We start from the raw sequence: 22,291 nt of genomic DNA, 5'->3' as shown, positions 1-22,291 counted from the left end.
AGTATCTTTTTGATAGCGGGCGGAGCTGTCAGTAAAAGCAAAGCCGCCCCATGGTCATCAAATCAGGGTATATTGTGTCCGAATGGCGAGGCAGTCCTTCACAAGAGGCTGCCGCGGACGCAAGCGTTTCATTCGGATGGTTGATTCAACCGGTCAGGAGGCGTGTTTTGAAGGTCTTGAAGCTGTCGGCCCAGGGGCTGCCCCAATCCTGGATTTCCCTCGAGGAGGCGGTGTTGCACTACGCCGCCGACGAGGTGCGCTGGGAAGCGGGCGGCGAGATCGCCGTGTTCCATGGCGGCCACAACGCCATCACCGGTGAGCAGTCCGTCATCACCGTCAACAGCATCATCGGCACCAAGGGCGTGCCCAGCATCAACCCCTTCGACCTGCGCCCCAGTCTCACCAACAGCAAGCTCTTCACGCGCGACCGCAATGTCTGCGCCTACTGCGGTGTCGATCACCACGAAACCGAGCTCACGCGTGAGCACATCATTCCCTTCGCGCAGCAAGGCGAGGACCACTGGATGAACGTGGTGACCGCCTGCCGCGCCTGCAACCACCGCAAGAGCAGCCGTACCCCCGAGCAGGCTGGCATGCCCCTGCTCTACGCGCCTTATGTGCCCAGCCTCTGGGAAGACTTCATTCTGCGCAACCGCCGCATCCTGGCCGACCAGATGGAGTTCCTCATGGCGCACGTGCCTCGGTCTTCACGCCTGCTGAGTTAACGGGCGCAAGGTTTCACGAAAGAAAAAGGCCCGCAGTGCGGGCCTTTTGCATGGGCAGCGCCCGGCTCGGTTGTCAGGCAAAGACGCCCGCGGTGTCCTGCATGCGGGCCGACACCTCGCCGAGCTGGTACAGGCTGTCGCCGTAGGTCATTTCCAGCTGCGTGAGTTTCTTGAAGTAGTGGCTCACGATGTATTCGTCGGTCACGCCGATGCCGCCATGCAGCTGCACGGCCTGCTGGCTCACGTAGCGCATGGACTGGCCCAGCTGGACCTTGGTGCGCGCCATGGCGCGACGGCGCTCGTCGGCCGGGGCGTTGAGCTTGAGGCTGGCGTAGTAGCTCATGGAACGGGCCAGTTCCAGTTGCATCTTCATGTCGGCAGCGCGGTGGCGCAGGGCCTGGAAACTGGCGATGGCCACGCCGAACTGCTTGCGCGTGTTCATGTAGTCCAGCGTCACGTCCAGGGTCTGGTCCATCACGCCCACGGCTTCGGCGCAGAGGGACGCGATGCCGATGTCCACGGCGTATTCCAGGGCCGTGAGGCCGTCGGCCGTGACGAGTTGCGCGGCAGCCTTGTCCAGCGTCACGTCGGCGGCACGGCCGCCATCCTGTGTGCCGTAGCCGCGTGTGCTCACGCCCTTGGCTGTGCGTTCCACCAGAAACATGGCCAATTTGCCGCCGGCCATGGCCGGCACCAGCCAGGCATCGGCCTGGTCACCGGCCGGCACCATGTTCTTGCTGCCTGTCAGGGCCCAGCCGCTGCCGGCTTGCACCGCCGTGGCTTCGCAGACATTCAGGCGATAACGCGCCTTGCGCTCCTGCTGGGCCAGCACCACGAGGGCCTCGCCACTGGAAATGCGCGGCAGCCAGCTGCCCCTGAGTTCGGCGCCCGCATAACCGGACAGCACGGCGCCGGCGATCAGGCTTTGCGCCAGCGGCTCCAGCACGATGCCGCGGCCCAGCTCCTCCATGACCACCATGCCCTCGATGGGGCCCATGCCCAGGCCGCCTTCGTCTTCGGGGATGTAGAGGCCACAGAGGCCCAGTTCGGCCAGTTCGTTGAAAGCCTCGCGCGAGAAACCGCCCGCGGCCTCGATGCCGCGGCGGCGCTCGAAGCCGTAGCCCTTCTCCACCCATTTGCGCACGGCATCGCGTAACTGTGTTTGGTCATCACTGAAGTCAAAATCCATTTTTGTCACCTGCATTCATCTGATGGGAACCCCCTCTTGAAGGGGCACGGGGGAGCGGTCTTGTCTGTCGCGCATCGCGCAGGCGGTTCTACGGCGTCAGCCGAGAATCGTCTGGGCCACGATATTGCGTTGCACTTCGTTGCTGCCACCGTAGATGGTGGTCTTGCGCATGTTGAAGTAGGTTGAGGCCAGCGGGGCGTTGGCCAGCACGCCGCCCGGGAAGTCGCCTTGCCAGCCGGCTTCCATGGCTTCACGGATCAGGGGCAGGGCGTAGGGGCCGGCGGCCAGCATCATGAGTTCGGCATAGCGCTGCTGGATCTCGCTGCCGCGGATCTTGAGCAGGCCGGCGATGTCCAGCGAGTTCTTGCCCGACTTCTCGGCTGAGAGCACACGCAGCACCAGCATCTCCAGCGCCACCACATCTACCTCCAGCCTGGCGATCTCGTCGCGGAAACGCACGTCCTCGTAGACACCTTCGGCCCTGGCGATGCGTTTGAGGCGCTCGAGCTCCCGCTTGGCGCGGTTCACGTCGGCGATATTGGTGCGCTCGTGGCTCAGCAGGTGCTTGGCGTAGGTCCAGCCCTTGTTCTCCTCGCCGATCAGGTTTTCGGCCGGCACCTCGACGTTGTCGAAGAAGACCTCGTTGACCTCGCATTCGCCGTCGAGCAGCTTGATGGGACGCACGGTGACGCCCCTGGACTTCATGTCGATCAGCAGGAAGGAGATGCCGGTCTGCGGTTTGCCTTCGTTGCTGGTGCGCACCAGGCAGAAGATCCACTCGCCGTACTGGCCCAGCGTGGTCCAGGTCTTCTGGCCGTTGACGATGTACTTGTCACCCTTGCGCTCGGCGCGGGTCTTCACGGAGGCCAGGTCCGAGCCGGAGCCCGGTTCGCTGTAGCCCTGGCTCCACCAGACTTCGCCGCTGGCGATGCCCGGCAGGAAACGCTTTTGCTGCTCGGGGCTGCCGAAGGCCATGATGACCGGGGCCACCATCACGGGGCCGAAGGGAATGACACGCGGCGCACCGGCCAGCGCGCACTCTTCCTCGAACAGGTGTTTCTGGATCGCGTTCCAGCCCGGGCCGCCGAACTGCTGGGGCCAGCCCCAGCCCAGCCAGCCCTTTTGGCCCAGGATCCTGGCCCAGCGCTGGTGGTCGTCGCGGGTCAGCTGCAGGGCGTTGTGCACCTTGTGCGAGATGTCGGCCGGGAGGTTCGCGCACACCCAGGCGCGGATTTCCTCGCGGAAGTTCTGTTCTTCGGGGGTGAATGCCAAATCCATGTCTGTCTCCGGTGATGGCTCGAGCCGCAATTTCCCGAATTTAAGCACGGGCGTTCGCAAATGACTGTCCAAACCGTGACAACCCGAAGGAATTGATCCACCCCTGAGGTGGTGCCACAGCGTGGCCCCACCTTCCCCTCAAGGGGACAACACCAGCGGCCCGGCGGAGCCGGTTCCGCGGTGTTTCGCGCCTGGCATCGTTGGCTACTCGTCTACCCGTGCAAAATCCGGTCTGAGCTACAGGCAAAAAATGAAAAACATCGTCATCCTCATTTCGGGCGGCGGCTCCAATATGGCGGCCATCGTCCAGACGGCCGAGCGCGAGCGCTGGTTAGACAAATTCGGCGCCCGCGTGGCGGCCGTGCTGAGCAACAAGGCCGACGCCAGGGGCCTGGTCTTTGCGCGCGAAAAAGGCATCCCCACGGTCGTGCTGGACCACAAGGCCTACGACTCTCGCGAGGCTTTCGACGCCGCCCTGATGACCGCCATCGACGCGCACCAGCCCGCGCTGGTGGTGCTGGCCGGTTTCATGCGCATCCTGACGCCGGGTTTCGTCGGGCATTACGCCGGGTGCCTGCTCAACATCCACCCCTCGCTGCTGCCGGCCTTCACGGGCCTGCACACCCACCGCCGCGCCATCGAGGCCGGTTGCAAGTTCGCCGGCGCCACCGTGCACCAGGTCACGGCCGAACTGGACCACGGGCCCATCCTGGCCCAGGCCGTGGTGCCGGTGCTGCCGGAGGACGACGAGCACACCCTGGCCGCCCGCGTACTGACGCAGGAGCACCTGATCTACCCGCAGGTCATTGTTGATTTGCTACAAAAAATGTAGCATCAGGTTTTCCCCGGGGGGCTTTCTCCTGCCCAGGTGAAGCGCGGCTGGCGTACGCCAGCGATCACCACTTCCTCGCCAAACATGGCCGCCGGCCGCACCCACAGGCCGCGCTCGCCGTAGAGCGCGCGGTACAGGGTCATGGGCTCCAGCGTCTCGCTGTGGCGCACGGTACCCAGCACCTCGTACATCAGGTTCTTGTAGTGGCGGTAGAGGCCGGGGCGGGTTTCGATCAGCGGGGGGAGGTTTTCGTCTTGCATTCGGTGGCCTTCGCGCGGCGCGCTACGGTATGCGCCTGGGGAACGGCCCGGCGGCGCATGGGACAATCCTAGACCAAGTTCCAAACAACAAGATATGCATCCCCAAGCCCTGCTGGACGTCTGCACCGAGCTGGTCCGGCTCACCCTCAAGTTCGATCACCCGGCTGATGCCATCGTCTCGCGTTTTTTCCGCGACCACCGTGGCCTGGGCCCGCGTGAGCGCGCCACCCTGGCCGAGACCGTCTACACCGTGCTGCGCAAGAAGCTGCTGTTCGAGAAGCTGGCGCTCTCAGGCAGCGGGCCCAGGGAACGGCGCCTGGCCATCCTGGGGTTTTATGGTCCGCGCGACTTCGTCAAGAGCGTGCTGAGTGATCAGGAAAAACAGTGGCTGGACCAGTGCGACCGGGTCAAGCCTGAAGAATTGATGGATCTGCACCGCCACAACCTGCCGGAATGGCTGGTGCAGCCGCTCAAGGATCAACTGGGCCAGGGCTTCTGGCCCCTGGTCGAGAGCCTGAACCTGGGCGCAGGCCTGGACCTGCGTGTCAACACCCAGCTCGCCAAGCGCGAAGCGATCCAGAAGGAATTGCAGGCGGCGGGCATCAAGTCCCTGCCCACACCCTATTCACCCTGGGGCCTGCGCATCGGGGACAAGCCGGCCCTGAACAAGCTGGACGTGTTCACGCGCGGCGCCATCGAGGTGCAGGACGAGGGCTCGCAACTGCTGGCCCTGCTGCTCGATGCGCACCGTGGCGAGATGGTGGTGGACTTCTGCGCCGGCGCCGGCGGCAAGACCTTGGCCATCGGTGCGGCCATGCGCAGCACCGGCCGGCTTTATGCCTTCGATACCTCGGGGCATCGTCTGGAGGCGCTCAAGCCCCGCCTGGCGCGCAGCGGCCTGTCCAATGTGCATCCGGCCGCGATTGCCCATGAGCGTGACGAGCGCATCAAGCGCCTGGTCGGCAAGATCGACCGCGTGCTGGTCGACGCCCCCTGTTCCGGCCTGGGCACCCTGCGCCGCAACCCGGACCTGAAATGGCGCCAAAGCCCGCAGGCTGTGGAAGAAATGACGGTCAAGCAGACCGCGATCCTGGCCAGCGCGGCCCGCCTGCTCAAGCCCGGTGGGCGCCTGGTCTATGCCACCTGCAGCGTTCTGCCCCAGGAAAACGAAGCCATTGCCGAGGCCTTTTCCGCTGTCCACGCCGATTTTCAGCCCCTGGACGCCGGCGAGCTGTTGACCCAACTCAAGGTCCCGGGGGGTGAGCGCCTTTGTCACGGGGGCGACAATGGTCGGAAATACCTGCGTCTTTGGCCCCATCTGCATCAAACAGACGGCTTCTTCGCCGCAATTTGGCAAAAAAAGTAGACATCTGACTTGAATTAAGGTTTTCTGCCTAAAGCTGGCCGGCTCTGGCCAAAACAGGGGGGAACCTTTAGAATCCATGCCACTGCCCCCGTTCCTTATTTAAGGCTGGGCTTATTCCTATTCACTACGTTGAGAGACTTCTATGTTCTTACCTGACTGGGCTGTGCTGAATGCGGCCGTTGACTGGCTTGCACACGGCCTGCTGGGCCTGAGCTGGTGGCAGATCGTTCTGGTCGCCCTGGCTCTGACCCACGTCACGATCGCCAGCGTCACTATCTTCCTGCACCGCCACCAGGCGCACCGCGCGCTGGACCTGCACGCCATTCCCTCGCACTTCTTCCGTCTCTGGCTGTGGCTGACGACCGGCATGGTGACCAAGGAATGGGCCGCCATTCACCGCAAGCACCACGCCAAGTGCGAGCAGGCCGAAGACCCGCACAGCCCGCAGGTTTACGGCATCAAGAAGGTCTTCTTCGAAGGCTCCGAGCTGTATCGCGCCGAAGCCAAGAACCAGGAAACCATGGCCCGTTTCGGCCACGGCACCCCGGACGACTGGATCGAGCGCAATCTCTACACCCGCTATTCCTGGCAGGGTGTGGGCGTGATGCTCATCATCGACCTGATGCTCTTCGGCGCCGCCGGTGCCGCCGTGTGGGCCCTGCAGATGGCCTGGATCCCGATCACCGCGGCCGGCATCATCAACGGCATCGGCCACTACTGGGGTTATCGCAACTTCGAGGCGCCCGACGCCAGCACCAACATCTCGCCCTGGGGCATCATCATCGGCGGTGAGGAGTTGCACAACAACCACCACACCTACCCGACCTCGGCCAAGCTGTCGGTCAAGCCCTATGAATTCGACATCGGCTGGCTCTACATCAGCATCCTGAGCGCCATGGGCCTGGCCAAGGTCAAGAAGACCGCGCCCAAGCTGGCCCTGGGCGACATCAAGCCGGTGGCCGACGACAAGACCCTCGAGGCCCTGATCGCCAACCGCTACGAGATCATGGCGGGCTACGCCGCCGGCATGCAGCGTGCCTTCCAGCATGAAGTGGCGGTGCTCAAGGCCCGCACGGCTGACACCGCCGTGGTCAAGGCAGCCGCCCGCTGGCTGCACCGCGACGAAGACAAGGTGCCAGCTACCGTGGTTCCCGAACTGGCCAAGGCCCGTGCCGCCTCCCCGGTGCTGGACAAGATGGTCACCATGCGTGAAGAACTGCGCCAGCTCTGGCTGAACACCTCGCTCTCGCGCGAGCAACTGCTGGCCAATCTACAGGCCTGGTGCCACCGCGCTGAAGAGAGCGGCATTGCTGCGCTGCAGGAGTTCTCGATGAAGTTGCGGATGGCGCGGGCGTAAAGCCTTCTCCCCCTTCTCCCTGATGAAGCCCGCCGTGTGCGGGCTTTTTCTTTTGCCCGTACCATTTCTGGCCCACAGGACGATGCCATGAGCAAAGCCTTTACCCGCGAATCCGACAACGACGAGGACGACGAGGCGCAACTGCCCGCCCTGCCGGCTGGCGGCAAGAACTACATCACACCTGACGGTTATGCCCGCCTGCGTGCCGAGTTGATGGCGCTGATCGACGAGGAGCGGCCCAAGGTGGTGGAGATCGTGCACTGGGCGGCCGGCAATGGCGACCGTTCGGAGAATGGCGACTACCTTTACGGCAAAAAGCGTCTGCGCGAGATCGACCGGCGCATCCGCTTCCTGACCAAGCGCCTGGAGATCGCCGAGGTCACGGACCCCGGCGTGCACCATGGCAGCGACCAGGTTTTCTTCGGCGCGACGACCACCTATGCGGACCAGGCCGGCCTGGTCCGCACCATCACCATCCTGGGCATCGACGAAGCCGACAGCCTGCAAGGCCAGGTCAGCTGGGTGGCGCCGGTGGCGCGCACCCTGCTCAAGGCGCGTGTGGGGGATGTTCTCAGGCTGGTGACCCCGGCCGGGGTGGAGGAGATCGAGGTGCTGGCGGTGCAGTATCCGGCGCCGGTTGCGGCGCGCTGATCAATCGGGCGCAGTGGTGCTGCGTCGCGCCTGCAGCACCGAGGACGTGCGCTGCAGGTTGCGCAGGGCCGTGGCGAGGTGCTGGCGGTCGCGCACGGCGATGACAAAGCGCAGGTCGGTGGTTTCCTGGGCCGCTTCCTGGCCCATGTCGATGTGGATGATGTCGGCTTCCGAGGCGGCCAGGGCCGAGGCCACACGCGCCAGCACACCCTTGCCGTTGTTGACCGTGACCACGATGCCGGTCTCGAAAGCGCGGGCCGGTTCGTCCGACCACTCCACGCCGATGAAACGCTCGCTGTCCTTGTTGCGCAGCTTGCGGGCCACGGCGCAGTCTTCGGCGTGCACCACCAGCCCTTCGCCGCGGCCCAGGTAACCGACGATGGTGTCGCCCGGGATGGGGCGGCAGCAGCTGGCGTACTGGACCGAGGCGTTTTCGCTGCCGTCCACGATGACGGTGTTGTGCCCGGACGCTTCGGCATTGAACCGTTCGCGGCTCATCAGCACGGCATCGGGCTTTTCGCCGCTTTCGGCCAGCAGGGTGGCCATGCGCTTGGCGACGATGCCGGCAATGCGCTTGCCCAGTCCGATGTCGACCAGCAGTTCGGCCCGGTTGCGGCTGCCGGTGAAGCGCAGCAGCTTGTCCCAGATGCCGGCGCGTGCGCCGTCGTCGTCGGTGGGGAAGCGTTCGATCCCCTCGGCACGCAGCGCCTGCAGCAGCAGTTTTTCGCCCAGCCCTTCGGATTCGGTCTGTTCCAGGGTCTTGAGGTGATGGCGGATTTTGGAGCGCGCCCGGCCGGTGCGCACAAAACTCAGCCAGGCCGGGTTGGGCGCCGAGACGGGCGCGGTGACGACCTCGACCACGTCGCCGTTCTTGAGCTCGGTGCGCAGCGGCACCTGCTGACCGTTGATGCGTGCGGCCATGGTGCGGTCGCCGATGTCGCTGTGGATGGCGTAAGCGAAGTCGACCACGGTGGCGCCGCGCGGCAGCGCCATGATCTTGCTCTTGGGCGTGAAGACGTAGACCGCGTCGGGGAACAGGTCCACCTTGACATGGTCCCAGAACTCGGCGGCGTCGCGCGTCTCGTGCTGGATGTCCAGCAGGGATTGCAGCCACTGGGCGCCCAGGCGTGCGGTGGTGGGGCTCTCGGGTTCGTTGGCCTTGTAGAGCCAGTGCGCGGCCACGCCCGATTCGGCCACCACGTGCATGGCCTCGGTGCGGATCTGGAACTCGATGTTCACGCCCGAAGGGCCGATCAGCGTGGTGTGCAAGGACTGGTAGCCGTTGAGCTTGGGGATGGCGATATGGTCCTTGAATTTGCCTGGAACCGGTTTGTAGATCTGGTGCAGCGTGCCCAGGGCCGTGTAGCAGTCGGCCTGGCTGGGTACGAGCAGGCGGAAACCGTACATGTCGCTGATCTGCGCGAAGCTCAGGTGCTTCTCGTCCATCTTGCGGTAGATGGAATAAAGCGTCTTCTCGCGCCCGCCGATGCGTACGGACATACCTGTCGTGTCAAAGGCGGCCTCGACCTCCTTGCGCACTTTCTGGATCAGGTCGCGGCGGCGGTTGCGGGCGCGCTCCAGCGCCTTTTCGAGGATGACATGGCGCCAGGGGTGCAGGTGGCGGAAGGACAGATCCTGCAGTTCGCGGTAGGCCTGGTTCAGGCCCAGGCGGTAGGCGATGGGGGCGTAGATCTCCTGGGTTTCCGAGGCGATCCGCGCCCACTTGGCGCGCGGCACGTCGGCCAGGGTGCGCATATTGTGGCTGCGGTCGGCCAGCTTGATCAGGATGACGCGCACGTCGCGCGCCATGGCCAGCAGCATCTTGCGGAAGGATTCGGCCTGGCTTTCCTCGCGCGTGTTGAACTGCAGCTTGTCGAGCTTGGTCAGGCCGTCCACCAGTTCGGCCACGGGGGAGCCGAAACGCTCGATCAGTTCGACCTTGCTCACGCCACAGTCTTCCAGTGCATCGTGCAGCAGGGCGGCCATCAGGGCCTGGGCGTCGAGTTTCCACTCGGCGCACTGGGCGGCCACGGCGATGGGGTGGGTGATATAGGGTTCGCCGCTGTTGCGCAACTGGCCCAGGTGGGCTTCGTCGGCGAAGCGGTAGGCCTGGCGTACTTGCTCGAGGTCCGCGGGCGAGAGGTAGTCCAGACGGGCGGTGAGGCTCGCGAAGCTCGCCGCGGCGGCATTGGCTGCCGCCGGGTCGGCCAGTTCAGGCAGACCGGGGGCAGGCGGTGCGGCAGAAGGGGTAGGGAGCAGGGTACTCACCCCCTGAATATATAGTGCCGCGGCCAGCCCTGTGTCCGGGCGAGAAAAAAGCACCGCGGACGGTGCTTTTATGGGGGCAGGCGGGGGTCGTCTCAGACCGGAACCTTCTTGAGCATCTCCAAACCGATCTTGCCTTCAGCGATCTCGCGCAGGGCGGTCACGCCCGGCTTGTTCTTGCTCTCGATCTTGGGCGCGTGGCCCTGGCTGAGCATGCGGGCGCGGTAGGTCGCGGCCAGCACGAGCTGAAAGCGGTTGGGGATCTGCTGCAGGCAGTCTTCGACGGTGATACGGGCCATGTATTAACTCCAGTGGACCGGGAGAATCCGGCATCAGGGCAGGCGCAGCGCCTGGAAGGTGTCGGGCCGGGCCCGGCGCTGGGCCGGGTACCGCAGCCGCTGGGCATTGACGACCAATTGAAGGTCGGCCAGCGCGCGCTCGAACAAGTCGTTGATTATAACGAAATCGAATTTCGGAGCCTGGGCCATCTCGGCGGCGGCATTTTCCAGGCGCAGGGCGATGACTTCGGCGGCGTCCTCGCCGCGCTTGACCAGCCGGGCGCGCAGTTCCTCCCAACTCGGGGGCAGGATGAAGATGGTGACGGCGTCCGGGAACAGCTTCTTGATCTGCATGGCGCCCTGGTAGTCGATTTCCAGCACGATGTCGGCGCCCGCGCGGATCTTGTCCTCGATGGCCTGGCGCGAGGTGCCGTAGCGCTGGCTGTGCACATGGGCCCATTCGACGAAGGCGTCGGCCCGGACCATGGCATCAAAGGCGGCGGGCGAGACGAAGTAGTACTCGCGCCCGTTCTGCTCCTGCCCGCGCGGCGCGCGGGTGGTGTGCGAGACCGAGAGCTGCAGCCGGGCGTCCTGCGCCAGCAGGCCCTTGACCAGGCTGGACTTGCCGGCCCCGCTGGGGGCGGCGATGACGTAAAGATTGCCGGGATGGTCCATGGGGCTCGGGCGATGACGTGGTGTGGGCGCTATTCTAGGTTCTGCATCGCTCCAGACCGGCCAGGCCCGCGGCACGCCCGCAAAACACCGCCGATGGGGCTCCCCGGTGTCGGTGCTCAGTCGCGGAACACCGCCTCCAGATCGATCTCCACGGGCGAGGTGTCCAGCGACAGGCTTTTCTCGATGTGGTCCAGATGCTCCAGCATCAGTTTCTCGGCGAGATGGGAATTGCGCTTGGATATCGCCTCGATGATGTCCGAATGCTCGTCGGCGCGGCAGCTGATGGCCGTGGGTGCGTCATAAAGGAAGATGATCAGGCAGGTCAGGGTCGAGAGTTCGCGCAGGCTGCGCGCCAGCGCCGAGTTTCCGGCCAGCTCGGCCAGCAGTTGGTGGAATTCACCCGACAGGCGAACCACGGCACGGCGGTCGTCGCGGCGGCGCGCGTCCTGCTCCAGTTCCTGGTGCTGGCGCAGGCGCGCTATCTTGTCGGGGGTGAGCGTGGTGATCAGGCGGCGCATCACCGCCGGTTCGATCAGGCGGCGCGCCTCGAACACGTCCATGGCCTGTTCGGGCGTGGGCTTGGCCACGAAGGCACCGCGCTGCGGGAACAGGTCCACGATCTGTTCATGGGCCAGGCGCGCCAGCACTTCGCGCACGCGGGCGCGGCTGACGTCGAAGATGCTGGCCAGCCGGTCTTCGCCCAGCTTGGTGCCGGGGTGCAGGCGATGTTCCAGGATGGCGATGTAGATCTTCTCGTAGATCTCGTCATTGGCTTTTTCGCGCTCCAGGCGAGCGGCGGGCAGCGCGGATTTCGCAGTGCGTGGCATGGTGGGGTTCAGGTGGGACAGGGGCGACGAAGTGTCGACACGACTGTCGCCAGGCATTCTATCGGCGTGCTGCTTCTGATGCCCGGCGCACCCCCGGGGGTGCTCATCAGCGCCAGCCATACAGCTGCCCCCAGCCGCTCACCTGCGCCGGATTGGCGCCCGCGGCCCGCAGCATGCCCCATACGGTGGTGCTTACCGTGTCCAGCAGGGGAATGCCCAGCTCCGCCTCCACCGCGGGCGCCAATTGCGCCGCGCGCAGGTTGGTGCAGTAGGTGACGATGGCCTGAGGCCGGGCCGCCGCGACCTCGCGCATCAGTCCCTGCAGCGTCTCGGGCGTGACCAGTGCGAAGTCATGGTTGACGCTGATGCCCAGGTGACGTTCGGCCACCACCTCCACGCCGATGGCGCGGTAATTCGCCACGATGCGTTGCTGCACGTCGCCGGTGTAAGGGGTCACCAGCGCCAGCCGCTCGATGCCGCGCAAGGCCAGCAGCTCGTTGAGCGCCAGCACGGCGGTGCTGGCGCGTCGTCCGGTGCGCGCGTGGATGCGCTCGACCAGCTGCTGGTCGGTGTCAAAACCGCGCCAGCCGGCGGCCGTCCCGCTCCAGCCGATCACGTCCACCCGGGCATCGGCCAGCAGTTCGGCGGCGGCCAGGATATTGGCGTCATCGAACTGCCCGAGTGCCTTGGGCTGCAGCGAGATCTCGGTCACCCGGAATCTTGAAAAGTGGGCGCTGACATTTTTCATGCTCGATGCAATGGCGCAGGTGAGTGGCTCCAGGGCCGTGTTGGACGAGGGGGTGAGCACGCCCAGGCGCAGGGTGGGGGACATGGGAACTCCTGAATGAAGGCGGTGGCGGTATCCAGCCTGCCAGTGTATTCATGATGGCTTTTTTAAATATAGTCGACACTAGTGTAAACACCAATGTCGACAAATTAAAAACAAATGATGATTTGTTTATCGACATTTTGATCGATGCCCGTGTGCAAAGTTGGCGCGCAAATTGCTAGATTGATCGAGGATTATCTTGATGACTATCGTTGTGAGTATTGTTAACTCTATTGTCGACAAAAAGTTTGTGGCCATGCCCCAAGCGGGTGCGGGAGTGCCTCATGCCTGAGCATTTCGACCTGGTGGTGCGCCAGGCCCGTGTGGCCACGGCGAGCGACGTGTTCGAATCCGACATCGGTGTGCGCGATGGCCGCATCGTGAGTCTGGGCCGGGGCCTGGCAGCGGGCGCCTGCGAGATCGATGCGGCCGGCCGCGTGGTGACCCCGGGCGGTGTGGACGCCCACTGCCACCTGGACCAGCCCATGCCGGCGCCGCTGCGCATGGCGGACGATTTCGACACCGGCACCCGGGCCGCGGCCTGCGGCGGCACGACCACCGTGATTCCCTTTGCCGCGCAGGAGAAGGGGCAGTCCTTGCGTGCCGCGGTGAATGATTACCACCGCCGTTCGGACGGCAGGGCCCATGTGGACTACGCCTTCCACCTGATCGTGAGCGATCCCACCCCGCAGGTCTTGAGCGAGGAGCTGCCGGCGCTGATCGCCGAGGGCTACACCTCGTTCAAGATCTACATGACCTACGACGACCTCAAGCTCGACGACGGCCAGATTCTGGATGTGCTGGCCGTGGCGCGCCAGCAGGGCGCCATGGCGATGGTCCATGCCGAGAATGCCGACGCCATCGAGTGGCTCACCAAGCGGCTGGAGGCGGCCGGCCGCACCGCCCCGCGCTTTCATGCGCACGCGCGGCCGATGCTGGTGGAGCGCGAGGCCACGCACCGCGCGATCTCGCTGGCCGAGCTGGTGGACGTGCCCATCCTCATCGTGCATGTCTCCGGTCGCGAGGCGGTGGAGCAGATCCGCTGGGCGCGCGCGCACGGGCTCAAGGTGTTTGCCGAGACCTGCCCGCAGTACCTCTTCCTCACTGCGGCCGACCTGGGCATCGACGACAGCTACCAGGGCGCGCGCTGCGTGTGCAGCCCGCCGCCGCGTGATGCCTCCAATCAGCAGGTGATCTGGGACGCGCTCAACGACGGGCTGTTCACCGTCTTCTCGTCCGACCATGCGCCCTTCAAATACGACTCGCCCGAAGGCAAGAAGCCCGGCGGCGAGGAGGTGGCCTTTCGCCACATCCCCAACGGGATCCCGGGCATCGAGACCCGCATGCCCCTGCTGTATTCCGAAGGGGTGCTGGGCGGGCGCATCACGCTGGAGAAGTTCGTGGAGCTGACGGCGACCCAGCCGGCCAAGGCCTACGGCCTGCACCCGCGCAAGGGCAGCATTTCCATCGGCGCCGACGCCGACCTGGTGATCTGGGGGGAGGGCGAGCGCGTGCTGCGCAACGCCGACCTGCACCATGCCGTGGATTACACGCCTTACGAAGGCATGCGTCTGCGGGCCTGGCCCGCCATGACGCTGATCGGCGGCGAGGTGGTGTGGGACGGCCAGAACTTCCATCCGCGCGCCGGCCGGGGCCGTTTCCTGCGCTGCGGCCCGCCTTCCCTGTTGCCCAGGAGGTCCGCATGAAGCTCCTGCTGATCAATCCGAACATTTCGGACAGCGTGTCCGAGCTCATCCGCGCGGAAGCCCGGCGCAGCGCCGCGCCGGGCACCGAGATCGAAGTGCTGACCGCGCCCTTCGGTGTGGCCTATATCGAGACCCGCTTCGAATCCCTGATCGGCGCCTATGCGACAGCCCAGCTGGCGGCCGAACACCACGCGCGTTTCGACGCCGTCGTGGTGGCGGCCTTCGGCGACCCCGGCCTGGGCGGCCTGCGCGAGGCGCTGCCGGTGCCGGTGACGGGCCTGACCGAAGCGGCCTTGGCCAGCGCGCATCTGCTGGGCCACCGCATTTCCATCATCGCCATCTCGCAGCGCATCCAGGCCTGGTACCGCGAAGTGGTGGACAGCTACGGCTTCGGCTCGCGCCTGGCCAGCATCCGTGCGCTGGATCGGCCGCTGGCCAGCATCGGCGGCGTGCAGGACGAGCATGCACAGGCGCTCAAGGCGCTGGCCGAGCGTGCCGTCGACGAGGACGGCGCCGAGGTGATCGTGCTGGCCGGCGCGCCGCTGGCAGGCCTGGCGCGCTCGCTCAAGGGCCAGCTGCCGGTGCCGGTGGTGGACGGCGTGTCCAGCGCCGTGCGCCATGCCGAGACCCTGGTGGCCCTGCAGCCCGGCCAGGCGCGGCGCGGCAGCTTCGCCCCGCCGCCCGAGAAACCCCAGCGCGGCCTGCCGCCCGCGATCGAGGCGCTGCTGCGGCCGCGCTGAAGCCTGCTTCCCAAACAACCTCGAACCCAACGGAGATATACCATGCAAAGACGTCAATTGATCCAGGCTGCCGGCGCAGCCACCGTGGCCGCGCTGGGCGCGCCGAGCCTGCGGGCACAGTCCCTGCCCGGCGGTCCGATCCGCCTGGTGGTCGGCTTTCCGCCCGGTGGCGGCGCCGACGCGCTGGGCCGCGTGGTCGCGCAAAAACTCGGCACGCTGTGGAACCAGCAGGTCATCGTCGAGAACCGTCCCGGTGCCTCCAGCACCCTGGCGGCCGAGTATGTGGCCCAGCAGTCGGGTGACGGCACCACGCTGTTCCTGAGCACCATCAACAGCCAGGCGCTGGCACCGGCCGTGCAGCCCAAGCTGCGCTACCACCCCGAGCGCGACTTCACGCCGGTGGTGCTGCTCGGCGTCACGCCCAATGTGCTGATCACCAGCGCGGCCAGTCCGACCAAGTCGGTCAAGGAGGTGGTCGCGCTGTGCAAGGCCCGGCCCGGGGCCATCAGCTTCGGCTCGGCCGGTCCCGGCACGATCCAGCACTTCGCGATCGAGAAGTTCAAGCTGCAGGCGGGGGTCGATGCGCTGCACGTGCCCTACAAGGGCAGCGGCCCCTTGCTGACCGACCTGATCGGCGGCCAGATCCACTTCACCTTCGAGACCATGACGGCGGCCACGCCGCACCTGAAGAACGGCCGGGTCGTGGCGCTGGCGCAGACCCGTGCCAAGCGCTCCAAGGCCTATCCCGGCCTGCCGACCATGCAGGAGCAGGGCTTCCCGGAGTTCGAGACCATGAACTGGTACGGCATCTCGGGCCCGGCCAAGCTGCCCGCGGCACTGGCGCGGCGCATCAACGAGGACGTGAACAAGGTGCTGGCCATGCCCGACGTGGACGAAAAGTTCGACACCTTCGGCGTCGAGGACGGTGGCGGCTCGGTCGAGCGCTACGGCGAGTTCATCCGCGTCGAGATCGCCAAATGGGCCAAGGTGGCGAAGGACGCCAAGGTCTCGATCGACACCTGAGCGGCCCCTCCGATTTTTTTCGACCGATTTCTCCCCACTCTTTCAACCAACACCAGGAGCCATCACCATGAACACCCCTTGTCTCCGTGCCCCTACCCGACGGCCCGGCGCGTCGGCAGGCGGTGCCTCATGAAGACGCTGCTGCCCCCGGGCCGGGTCAGCCGCACCATGGCAGGCCTCACCGACACCGCCGCGCTGGCCTGCGGCTGGTGGCTGATCGGGCTGAGCATCGTCACCTGCATCGAGATGCTGGGCCGCAAGGTCCTGGGTTTCAGCCTGCAGGGCGTCGACGAGGTCGGCTCCTACACCTACGCGGTGGTCGGCAGCGTGGGCTTCGCGCATGCGCTGGTCAGCCGCAGCCACACCCGGGTCGATTTCCTGCTGTCGCGCTTTTCGCCGCGCCTGCAGTCGCTGCTGAACCTGGTGGCCATCCTGAGCCTGGCGGCCTTGGCCGGGGTGTGCCTGTGGCGCGGCCTGCATGTGGTGCTGGAAAGCATCGACTTCAAGGCCACCGCCTCGACCCCGCTGGCCACGCCGATGTGGCTGCCGCAGTCGGTCTGGCTGGCCGGTTATGTGCTGTTTGCCGTGGTGGCCGCCTGGGCCGCCTGGGATGCGCTGCGGCTGTTCCTGCGCGGCGATCGGGACGAACTGAACGCACGCTTCGGCCCGCAGACGCTGGAAGAAGAGATCGAGGCCGAGACCGAACTTCACCTGCAGCCGCATGCGGCGGGAGCGCCATCATGATCAGCCCCTGGGAAATTCTGGCCGGCCTGGCCCTGATGCTGGGCCTGATGTTCGTTGGCGTGCACGTGGCCACCACCATGCTGGTGGTGGGCATGGTGGGCGCGCTGTCGTATTTCGGCATGCCGGCCTTCAACGCCCTGGGCGAGCAGCTCTGGGCCGCCGGCGATGACTACCTGCTGCTGTCGATCCCGCTGTACATCCTGCTGGGCGAGATCCTGATGCGCGGCGGCGCCACCGACAAGATGTACCAGTCGCTGGCCGACTGGCTCAAGCGCCTGCCGGGCGGCCTGCTGCACACCAACATCGGCGCCTCCGCGCTGTTCTCGGCGGTGTCGGGCTCCTCGGTGGCGACCGCCGCCACCATTTCCACGGTGGCGCTGCCGGCCTTCAAGAACCGTGGTTATGACCAGCGCATGGTGCTGGGGTCGATTGCCGCCGGCGCCAGCCTGGGCAACCTGATCCCGCCCGGGGTGGCCTTCATCATCTACGGCTCGATGACCAACACCTCGGCCTCGCGCCTGTACATGGCGGGCATCGTGCCGGGCGCCATCATGACCGTGCTGTTTCTGCTGACCATCCTGGCGGTCTGCGTCTGGCGCCCGGCCATGGCCGGCAAGCCCGAGGGCAGCGTCAGCTGGAGTCAGCGTCTCAAGCACTCGGTGCACCTGCTGGGCCCGCTGGGGGTGTTCGGCGTGGTGATGGGCGGCATCTACACCGGCTGGGCCACGGTGACCGAGAGCGCCGCCCTGGGCGTGATCGTCTGTCTGCCGGTCGCCGCCGCCTACCGCAAGCTCAGCATCCCCATGCTGCATGAATGCTTCCGCTCGACCCTGCGCCTGACGGCCATGACGGCGCTGATCCTGGTCGCGGCGCTGTACCTGAACTTCGTGCTGTCCATGCTGGGCGTGCCGCAGTCGCTGGCCAGCCTGATCAAGTCGATGGACGTGTCGCCGCTGCTCCTGCTGTGGGTGTTGGCGGTCATGTACGTGGTCCTCGGCGTGGCGCTGGAAACGATGCCGATGATGGTGGGCACGCTGCCGGTGGTGTTCCCCATCACCCAGGCCGCCGGCATCGACCCGGTCTTCTTCGGCGTCTTCATGGTGCTGATGTGCGAGCTCTCGCTGCTCAGCCCGCCGATCGGCATGACGCTGTACGTGATCCAGGGCGTGCGCGGCGAAGGCAGCATCAACGAGGTGTTCCAGGGCACCCTGCCCTTCCTCGTGGCCATGATCCTGATGACCGCCATCCTGATCCATTTCCCCTCGATCGCCACCTTCCTGCCCAACCTGATGTTCGGCAGCCGCGGCTAGCCATGCTCACCCCCGTCCCCCCTCCCACCGAAAGGAAATCCGCCATGAAGATCCTCAAGTTCGTTCTCTGCGCCACGGCCCTGGGCCTGGCGCTTGGCGCCCAGGCGCAGAACCTCAAGCTGCGCGCTGCCGGCAACCTGGTTGCCACCGGCCTGATCCAGCAGACCCGGGAACAGCCCTTCTTCGAGAACTTTGCGAAGAACACCGGCACCTCGATCGACGTCGACTACAAACCCATGGACGTGCTGGGCGTGAAGGACGCCGACGGCCTGCGGGTGCTGAAGTCCGGCCTGTTCGACATCGTCACGCTGCGCCTGGCCCAGGTGTCGCGCGACGAGCCTTTCTTCCTCGGCCCGGACATCGTGGGCCTGTCGACCGATTACGACACCGCGCGCAAGGTGGTCGATGCCTACCGCGAGGTCTTCGACAAGCGCCTGCAGGACCGCTACGGCGGCAAGCTGCTGGGCATCTACCCCTTCGGCCCGCAGGTCGTCTTCTGCAAGACGCCGATCAACGGCCTGGCCGATCTCAAGGGCCTCAAGGTGCGCGTGTACGACCAGTCGCTGGCCAAGTTCATCGAGAAGCTGGGCGGCATCCCCGTGACCATCTCCTTCGGCGAGACGCAGCAGGCGCTGGAGCGCGGCGTGACCGACTGCGCCATCACCGGCCCCAGCTCGGCCAATTCCGCGGGCTGGCCGGAGGTGACGACGCATTTCATGCCGATCGGCTTCCAGATCGCCTTGAACGCCTACGCCATCAATCTGGGCAAGTGGAATGCCTTGACGCCTGAGCAGCGCAGCAAGATCACCGACGCCTTCAAGAAATACGAGGGTGAGGTCTGGGCTTATTCACGCGAATTGTTCGAGGACGCTTCGCGCTGCAACGTCGGCAAGGAGCCCTGCAAGACCGGCAAGAAATACGCCATGAAGGACGTGCCGGTGAAGGCGACCGACATCCAGCTGGTGCACGATGCGCTGACCACCGTGGCGCTGCCGACCTGGAGCGAACTGTGCGACAAGTCCTACGACAAGTGCTCGGCCATCTGGAAGCAGGTGGTGGGTCCGGTGGTCGGCATCAAGTAAGCCGGCGCCGTGGATCCGATGCTCTGGCAACTGTCCGCCACGGAACTGCAGCGGCGCTACCGCGACGGCAGCCTCACGCCGCTGGCGGCGGCGCAGGCCTGCCTGGCGCGGCTGGAGGCGGTGAACCCCAGGCTCAACGCGGTGGTGCAGCGACGCGACGCGGATTTCCTGCAGGAGGCGCAGGCGGCCACGCGCCGCTTCCAGGCCGGCGAGCCCCGGTCCGCGCTGGACGGCATCCCGCTGACGGTGAAGGACAGCCTCTACACCGCGGACCTGCCCACCAGCTGGGGCACGCGCGCGCTGCGCGCGCACCGCACCGGCGAGGACGAGCTGGCGGTGGCGCGCGCGCGCGCCGCTGGCGCCCTGATCGCGGGCAAGACCAATGTGCCCGAGTTCGCGCTCGAGGGCTACACCGACAACCCCCTCTACGGCCCCACCGGCAACCCCTGGAACCCCGAGCTGACGCCCGGGGGCTCCAGCGGCGGCGCGGTGGCGGCGGTGGCCTCCGGCATCGCGCCGCTGGCCATTGCGCAGGACGGTGGCGGCTCCATCCGCCGGCCGGTGTCGCATACCGGGCTGGTCGGGCTCAAGCCGACGCTCGGCGCGGTGCCGCGCCAGCATGTGCTGCCCTCGCTGCTGCTGGACTTCGAGATCATCGGCCCGATCGCGCGCACCGTGGCCGACGCGCGGCTGCTGTTCGAGGTGATGCGCGGCCCCGCCGCCGCCGACCGGCTTTCGCTGGCCGCGGCCCACGCCGCCGCGCAGCCCCGGCGTGCCGGCCCCCTGCGGCTGTTGTACGTGGAGCGCCTGGGCGCCGCGCCGCTGGACCCGCAGATCGCCGCCAGCGTGGCGGCGGGCGCGGCGCGGCTCGCGGCCCTGGGGCACGCGGTCGAAAGCGGCCCTTTGCCGCTGGACCTGGATTTCTTCAGCACGGCCTGGCCGCAGATCGGCCAGATCGGCCTGGCCAGTCTGTTCGAACAACATCCGGACTGGGCGGCCCAGGCTTCCCCGAAATACCGCGACATGGCCGAGCAGGGCCGTCAACTGCCCGCGGCGCTCTTGTGGCAGACCCTGGAGCGCGTGCGCCAGCTGCGGCGCGAGAGCGTGGCGCTGTTCGAGCGTTTCGACGTGGTGGTGATGCCCTCGGCGGCGGCGCTGCCCTGGCCCAGGGGCGAGGCTTATCCCCGGCGCATCGACGGTCAGGCGGTGGGGCCGCGCGGCCACGCCATCTACACCGGCTGGGTCAACGCCGCCGGCCTGCCCGCGCTGGCCCTGCCCACGGCGCCCTCGCAGGAGGGCCTGCCCATCGGCATGCAGATGGTGGGCGCTTATGGCAGCGACGATCTGCTGCTGGACCTGGGCGCCGCCTACGAGGCGGCCGCGCCCTGGGCCGACCGCTGGCCGGCCCTGTGAACCCCGTGCCTCAGAGCCTCACCGAGGCCTGACCGACACCCTCGAACGCCGCGCTGACCCGGTCGCCCGGCTGCGCGTACAGAATGCCGCACCAGGTGCCGGTGGTGACGACCGTACCGGCCGGCAGCACCGCGCCCGCACGGGTGGCATGGCGCAGCCAGACCGGGAGCACGAAAGCCGGATCGTTCATGGCGTGGCTGCCCTGGAAGTGATGCACCGTGTCACCGATCTGCACCGTGCAGCGCTGCGTGCGCCAGTCGCGCGCATGCAGGGGCACCCACTCGCCCAGCACCAGCGCGGCGTGCGACTGCAGATCGGCCAGCTTGTGCAACGCGGGTGCGTCCAGTCCCTGCTGCCAGCGGGAATCGACCAGTTCGATGGAGACCGTCATCGCGTCCACCAGCCGCGTGGCCGAGACCACCTCCAACGTGGCCGCGCGCGCGGTGTCCACGTCCTCGCCCAGGCGCAGGGCGATCTCGGCCTCGATGCCGCGCAGGTGAAACGGCCAGCTGCGGGCATCCGCCGGACTGGCCCACACCCCGGCAGGCGGCAGGGGGGCATGGGTGAGGAGGGCGTTCCGGTGGGCTCCCCCCGACTTCCAGTGGTGGGGGGCCGCACGCGGGGCAAACCACCGCAGGGCCTGTGCCACCGCATCCTGCACGGCATAGGCCTCCAAGGGGTCTGACAAGGTCACGCCGGCGGCATCGACCAAGGTCGATGCCGAACGGGCCTGCACGAGCGCCAGGGCGGCGCGCTGCACGGAGGAGGGGGGCGGCGGGTTCATGCCGGCAGGCGTGACCAGGGCGTCATTCGAGGTTCTGCACCTGTTCGCGCATCTGCTCGATCAGCACCTTCATGTCCACCGAAATGCGGGTCAGGTCGAGCGCCGCCGACTTGGAGCCCAGGGTGTTGGCCTCGCGGTGCAGCTCCTGGATCAGGAAGTCCAGGCGTTTGCCGACCTCGCCGCCCTTCCTGATCAGGCGTTCGATCTCGTCGAGGTGCGAGGCCAGGCGCGTGAGCTCCTCGGCCACATCGATGCGGATGGCGTAGGCGGTGGCCTCGGTCAGCGCCCGCTCCTGGGCGGCCTGGGGCGGCGTGGCGCCGTCGGTCAGGGCCATGGCCTCCTGCCAGCGCTCCAGGAAGCGCTGCCGTTGCTGCTCCACCAGTTGCGGCAGCAGGGGGCCGGCCTGGGTGGCCAGTTGGCGCAGCTGGGCGATGTGGCCCAGCAGCATGGTGGCCAGGCGCGCGCCTTCGCGCGCGCGGGCTTGCACCAGCTCGTCCAGAGCCTGGGTCGCCAGGGCCTGAAGGGCCGGGCCCCAGTTCTGGCCGGCGCCGCCCTGCTCGCTGGCGGCCAGCTTGAGGATGTCGGCCACGCTCAGGGCTCGGGCATCGGGCAGCCAGGCCTGGACGCCGTCCTGCAGCGCGTTGAGGCGCTGCAGCAGGCGCGGGCTGGGCTCGGCCACGTTGCCGGCCACGGTGGATTCGACGAAGGCACGCAGCTCGACCTTGCCGCGCTTGAGCCGTCCCTGGACCAGCTCGCGCAAGGCCGGTTCGTGGGTGCGCAGTTCCTCGGACAGGCGCAGGCTGAAGTCCAGGAAGCGGCCGTTGACGGAGCGGATCTCCAGGCCGAGGCGCACCGGCGCCGTGGTGCTGTCGGTGCCGGTGCCTGCGCCCTGTTGGGCGCTGGCGTAGCCGGTCATGCTGTAAACTGGCATGGCGATTTCTTGATCTGTATAACGAC

At 66.8% G+C, this 22,291-nt stretch carries 22 protein-coding genes; 12 read left to right on the top strand and 10 right to left on the bottom strand.

The window, feature by feature from the left end:
* Window positions 1–167 precede the first annotated feature (167 nt).
* Window positions 168–725 carry an HNH endonuclease gene (locus ACYVH8_RS04405; RefSeq protein ID WP_460487668.1) on the top strand — a complete coding sequence of 186 codons (558 nt, stop codon included), beginning with the start codon at window positions 168–170 and terminating at the stop codon, window positions 723–725.
* 73 nt (window positions 726–798) lie between these two features.
* Here the strand turns inward: ACYVH8_RS04405 and ACYVH8_RS04400 are convergent, their stop codons facing one another.
* The gene (locus ACYVH8_RS04400; RefSeq protein WP_460487667.1) at window positions 799–1,914 is read right to left on the bottom strand and encodes an acyl-CoA dehydrogenase family protein; all 1,116 of its coding nucleotides are present in this window, start codon (window positions 1,912–1,914) and stop codon (window positions 799–801) included.
* Between the two features lie 96 nt (window positions 1,915–2,010).
* Window positions 2,011–3,192, bottom strand: a complete 1,182-nt coding sequence (locus tag ACYVH8_RS04395) for an acyl-CoA dehydrogenase family protein (RefSeq protein ID WP_460487666.1) — start codon at window positions 3,190–3,192, stop codon at window positions 2,011–2,013.
* A gap of 250 nt (window positions 3,193–3,442) precedes the next feature.
* Here ACYVH8_RS04395 and purN point away from each other — a divergent pair, with 250 nt between their 5' ends.
* On the top strand, window positions 3,443–4,024 hold the full coding sequence (gene purN, locus ACYVH8_RS04390) for a phosphoribosylglycinamide formyltransferase (protein ID WP_460487665.1): 582 nt from the start codon (window positions 3,443–3,445) through the stop codon (window positions 4,022–4,024).
* Window positions 4,025–4,026: 2 nt separating this feature from the next.
* On the opposite strand, the gene ACYVH8_RS04385 is transcribed toward purN, so the two are convergent.
* The gene (locus ACYVH8_RS04385; protein WP_460487664.1) at window positions 4,027–4,284 is read right to left on the bottom strand and encodes a DUF1653 domain-containing protein; all 258 of its coding nucleotides are present in this window, start codon (window positions 4,282–4,284) and stop codon (window positions 4,027–4,029) included.
* A 94-nt stretch (window positions 4,285–4,378) separates the two neighbouring features.
* Here ACYVH8_RS04385 and ACYVH8_RS04380 point away from each other — a divergent pair, with 94 nt between their 5' ends.
* The 3 genes from ACYVH8_RS04380 (at window position 4,379) to greB (ending at window position 7,658) form a co-directional block, all read left to right on the top strand.
* Window positions 4,379–5,650 carry an RsmB/NOP family class I SAM-dependent RNA methyltransferase gene (locus tag ACYVH8_RS04380; RefSeq protein ID WP_460487663.1) on the top strand — a complete coding sequence of 424 codons (1,272 nt, stop codon included), beginning with the start codon at window positions 4,379–4,381 and terminating at the stop codon, window positions 5,648–5,650.
* Window positions 5,651–5,792: 142 nt separating this feature from the next.
* Window positions 5,793–7,007: a DesA family fatty acid desaturase gene (locus ACYVH8_RS04375; RefSeq protein WP_460487662.1), complete on the top strand. Its 1,215-nt coding sequence runs from the start codon at window positions 5,793–5,795 to the stop codon at window positions 7,005–7,007.
* A gap of 87 nt (window positions 7,008–7,094) precedes the next feature.
* Window positions 7,095–7,658 (top strand): transcription elongation factor GreB, encoded by a 564-nt coding sequence (greB, locus tag ACYVH8_RS04370; RefSeq protein WP_460487661.1) that lies wholly within the window; start codon window positions 7,095–7,097, stop codon window positions 7,656–7,658.
* Here greB and ACYVH8_RS04365 read toward each other — a convergent pair whose 3' ends face one another.
* The 5 genes from ACYVH8_RS04365 to ACYVH8_RS04345 all read right to left on the bottom strand — a co-directional run bounded on the left by ACYVH8_RS04365 (window position 7,659) and on the right by ACYVH8_RS04345 (window position 12,535).
* A complete protein-coding gene (locus tag ACYVH8_RS04365; RefSeq protein WP_460487740.1) occupies window positions 7,659–9,917 on the bottom strand; it encodes a RelA/SpoT family protein in 2,259 nt (752 codons plus the stop codon).
* Between the two features lie 101 nt (window positions 9,918–10,018).
* Entirely contained in the window at window positions 10,019–10,222 is a 204-nt protein-coding gene (gene rpoZ, locus ACYVH8_RS04360) for a DNA-directed RNA polymerase subunit omega (protein WP_174251171.1), read from the bottom strand.
* Between the two features lie 33 nt (window positions 10,223–10,255).
* Window positions 10,256–10,876: a guanylate kinase gene (gmk, locus tag ACYVH8_RS04355; protein ID WP_460487660.1), complete on the bottom strand. Its 621-nt coding sequence runs from the start codon at window positions 10,874–10,876 to the stop codon at window positions 10,256–10,258.
* Between the two features lie 116 nt (window positions 10,877–10,992).
* Window positions 10,993–11,703 (bottom strand): GntR family transcriptional regulator, encoded by a 711-nt coding sequence (locus tag ACYVH8_RS04350; protein WP_460487659.1) that lies wholly within the window; start codon window positions 11,701–11,703, stop codon window positions 10,993–10,995.
* Window positions 11,704–11,809: 106 nt separating this feature from the next.
* Window positions 11,810–12,535, bottom strand: a complete 726-nt coding sequence (locus ACYVH8_RS04345; protein ID WP_460487658.1) for a maleate cis-trans isomerase family protein — start codon at window positions 12,533–12,535, stop codon at window positions 11,810–11,812.
* Window positions 12,536–12,816: 281 nt separating this feature from the next.
* Between ACYVH8_RS04345 and hydA the strand changes: the two genes are divergently transcribed.
* From hydA to ACYVH8_RS04310, 7 genes are all read left to right on the top strand, one after another.
* Entirely contained in the window at window positions 12,817–14,238 is a 1,422-nt protein-coding gene (gene hydA / locus ACYVH8_RS04340) for a dihydropyrimidinase (RefSeq protein ID WP_460487657.1), read from the top strand.
* Window positions 14,235–14,978: an aspartate/glutamate racemase family protein gene (locus tag ACYVH8_RS04335; protein WP_460487656.1), complete on the top strand. Its 744-nt coding sequence runs from the start codon at window positions 14,235–14,237 to the stop codon at window positions 14,976–14,978. The genes hydA and ACYVH8_RS04335 overlap by 4 nt, the downstream gene beginning before the upstream one ends.
* Before the next feature lie 42 nt (window positions 14,979–15,020).
* Window positions 15,021–16,001: a Bug family tripartite tricarboxylate transporter substrate binding protein gene (locus ACYVH8_RS04330; RefSeq protein WP_460487655.1), complete on the top strand. Its 981-nt coding sequence runs from the start codon at window positions 15,021–15,023 to the stop codon at window positions 15,999–16,001.
* Between the two features lie 129 nt (window positions 16,002–16,130).
* Window positions 16,131–16,745, top strand: a complete 615-nt coding sequence (locus ACYVH8_RS04325) for a TRAP transporter small permease subunit (RefSeq protein WP_460487654.1) — start codon at window positions 16,131–16,133, stop codon at window positions 16,743–16,745.
* Window positions 16,742–18,055: a TRAP transporter large permease gene (locus ACYVH8_RS04320; RefSeq protein WP_460487653.1), complete on the top strand. Its 1,314-nt coding sequence runs from the start codon at window positions 16,742–16,744 to the stop codon at window positions 18,053–18,055. The genes ACYVH8_RS04325 and ACYVH8_RS04320 overlap by 4 nt, the downstream gene beginning before the upstream one ends.
* 44 nt (window positions 18,056–18,099) lie before the next feature.
* Entirely contained in the window at window positions 18,100–19,137 is a 1,038-nt protein-coding gene (locus tag ACYVH8_RS04315) for a TRAP transporter substrate-binding protein (protein ID WP_460487652.1), read from the top strand.
* Window positions 19,138–19,155: 18 nt separating this feature from the next.
* Entirely contained in the window at window positions 19,156–20,550 is a 1,395-nt protein-coding gene (locus ACYVH8_RS04310; RefSeq protein ID WP_460487739.1) for an amidase, read from the top strand.
* 10 nt (window positions 20,551–20,560) lie between these two features.
* Here the strand turns inward: ACYVH8_RS04310 and ACYVH8_RS04305 are convergent, their stop codons facing one another.
* Both ACYVH8_RS04305 and ACYVH8_RS04300 read right to left on the bottom strand, forming a co-directional pair.
* Window positions 20,561–21,334, bottom strand: coding sequence for a fumarylacetoacetate hydrolase family protein (locus tag ACYVH8_RS04305; protein WP_460487651.1), 774 nt, complete (start codon window positions 21,332–21,334; stop codon window positions 20,561–20,563).
* A 22-nt stretch (window positions 21,335–21,356) separates the two neighbouring features.
* A complete protein-coding gene (locus ACYVH8_RS04300) occupies window positions 21,357–22,265 on the bottom strand; it encodes a YicC/YloC family endoribonuclease (RefSeq protein WP_460487650.1) in 909 nt (302 codons plus the stop codon).
* Window positions 22,266–22,291: the final 26 nt, after the last annotated feature.

The sequence above is a fragment of the Curvibacter fontanus genome (genome assembly GCF_054780335.1).
Note: the sequence above shows the minus strand (reverse complement) of the source record. Positions and strands in the feature narration are given on the sequence as shown.

Bases quoted from the DNA above. Each gene is read 5' to 3' on its own strand.
- ACYVH8_RS04300 (WP_460487650.1), bottom strand. From the start codon at position 22,265: ATGCCAGTTTACAGCATGACCGGCTACGCCAGCGCCCAACAGGGCGCA.
- hydA (WP_460487657.1), top strand. From the start codon at position 12,817: ATGCCTGAGCATTTCGACCTGGTGGTGCGCCAGGCCCGTGTGGCCACG.
- ACYVH8_RS04375 (WP_460487662.1), top strand. From the start codon at position 5,793: ATGTTCTTACCTGACTGGGCTGTGCTGAATGCGGCCGTTGACTGGCTT.
- ACYVH8_RS04315 (WP_460487652.1), top strand. From the start codon at position 18,100: ATGAAGATCCTCAAGTTCGTTCTCTGCGCCACGGCCCTGGGCCTGGCG.
- gmk (WP_460487660.1), bottom strand. From the start codon at position 10,876: ATGGACCATCCCGGCAATCTTTACGTCATCGCCGCCCCCAGCGGGGCC.
- ACYVH8_RS04310 (WP_460487739.1), top strand. From the start codon at position 19,156: ATGCTCTGGCAACTGTCCGCCACGGAACTGCAGCGGCGCTACCGCGAC.
- rpoZ (WP_174251171.1), bottom strand. From the start codon at position 10,222: ATGGCCCGTATCACCGTCGAAGACTGCCTGCAGCAGATCCCCAACCGC.
- ACYVH8_RS04345 (WP_460487658.1), bottom strand. From the start codon at position 12,535: ATGTCCCCCACCCTGCGCCTGGGCGTGCTCACCCCCTCGTCCAACACG.
- purN (WP_460487665.1), top strand. From the start codon at position 3,443: ATGAAAAACATCGTCATCCTCATTTCGGGCGGCGGCTCCAATATGGCG.
- greB (WP_460487661.1), top strand. From the start codon at position 7,095: ATGAGCAAAGCCTTTACCCGCGAATCCGACAACGACGAGGACGACGAG.
- ACYVH8_RS04380 (WP_460487663.1), top strand. From the start codon at position 4,379: ATGCATCCCCAAGCCCTGCTGGACGTCTGCACCGAGCTGGTCCGGCTC.
- ACYVH8_RS04385 (WP_460487664.1), bottom strand. From the start codon at position 4,284: ATGCAAGACGAAAACCTCCCCCCGCTGATCGAAACCCGCCCCGGCCTC.
- ACYVH8_RS04320 (WP_460487653.1), top strand. From the start codon at position 16,742: ATGATCAGCCCCTGGGAAATTCTGGCCGGCCTGGCCCTGATGCTGGGC.
- ACYVH8_RS04325 (WP_460487654.1), top strand. From the start codon at position 16,131: ATGAAGACGCTGCTGCCCCCGGGCCGGGTCAGCCGCACCATGGCAGGC.
- ACYVH8_RS04305 (WP_460487651.1), bottom strand. From the start codon at position 21,334: ATGAACCCGCCGCCCCCCTCCTCCGTGCAGCGCGCCGCCCTGGCGCTC.
- ACYVH8_RS04395 (WP_460487666.1), bottom strand. From the start codon at position 3,192: ATGGATTTGGCATTCACCCCCGAAGAACAGAACTTCCGCGAGGAAATC.
- ACYVH8_RS04350 (WP_460487659.1), bottom strand. From the start codon at position 11,703: ATGCCACGCACTGCGAAATCCGCGCTGCCCGCCGCTCGCCTGGAGCGC.
- ACYVH8_RS04330 (WP_460487655.1), top strand. From the start codon at position 15,021: ATGCAAAGACGTCAATTGATCCAGGCTGCCGGCGCAGCCACCGTGGCC.
- ACYVH8_RS04400 (WP_460487667.1), bottom strand. From the start codon at position 1,914: ATGGATTTTGACTTCAGTGATGACCAAACACAGTTACGCGATGCCGTG.
- ACYVH8_RS04335 (WP_460487656.1), top strand. From the start codon at position 14,235: ATGAAGCTCCTGCTGATCAATCCGAACATTTCGGACAGCGTGTCCGAG.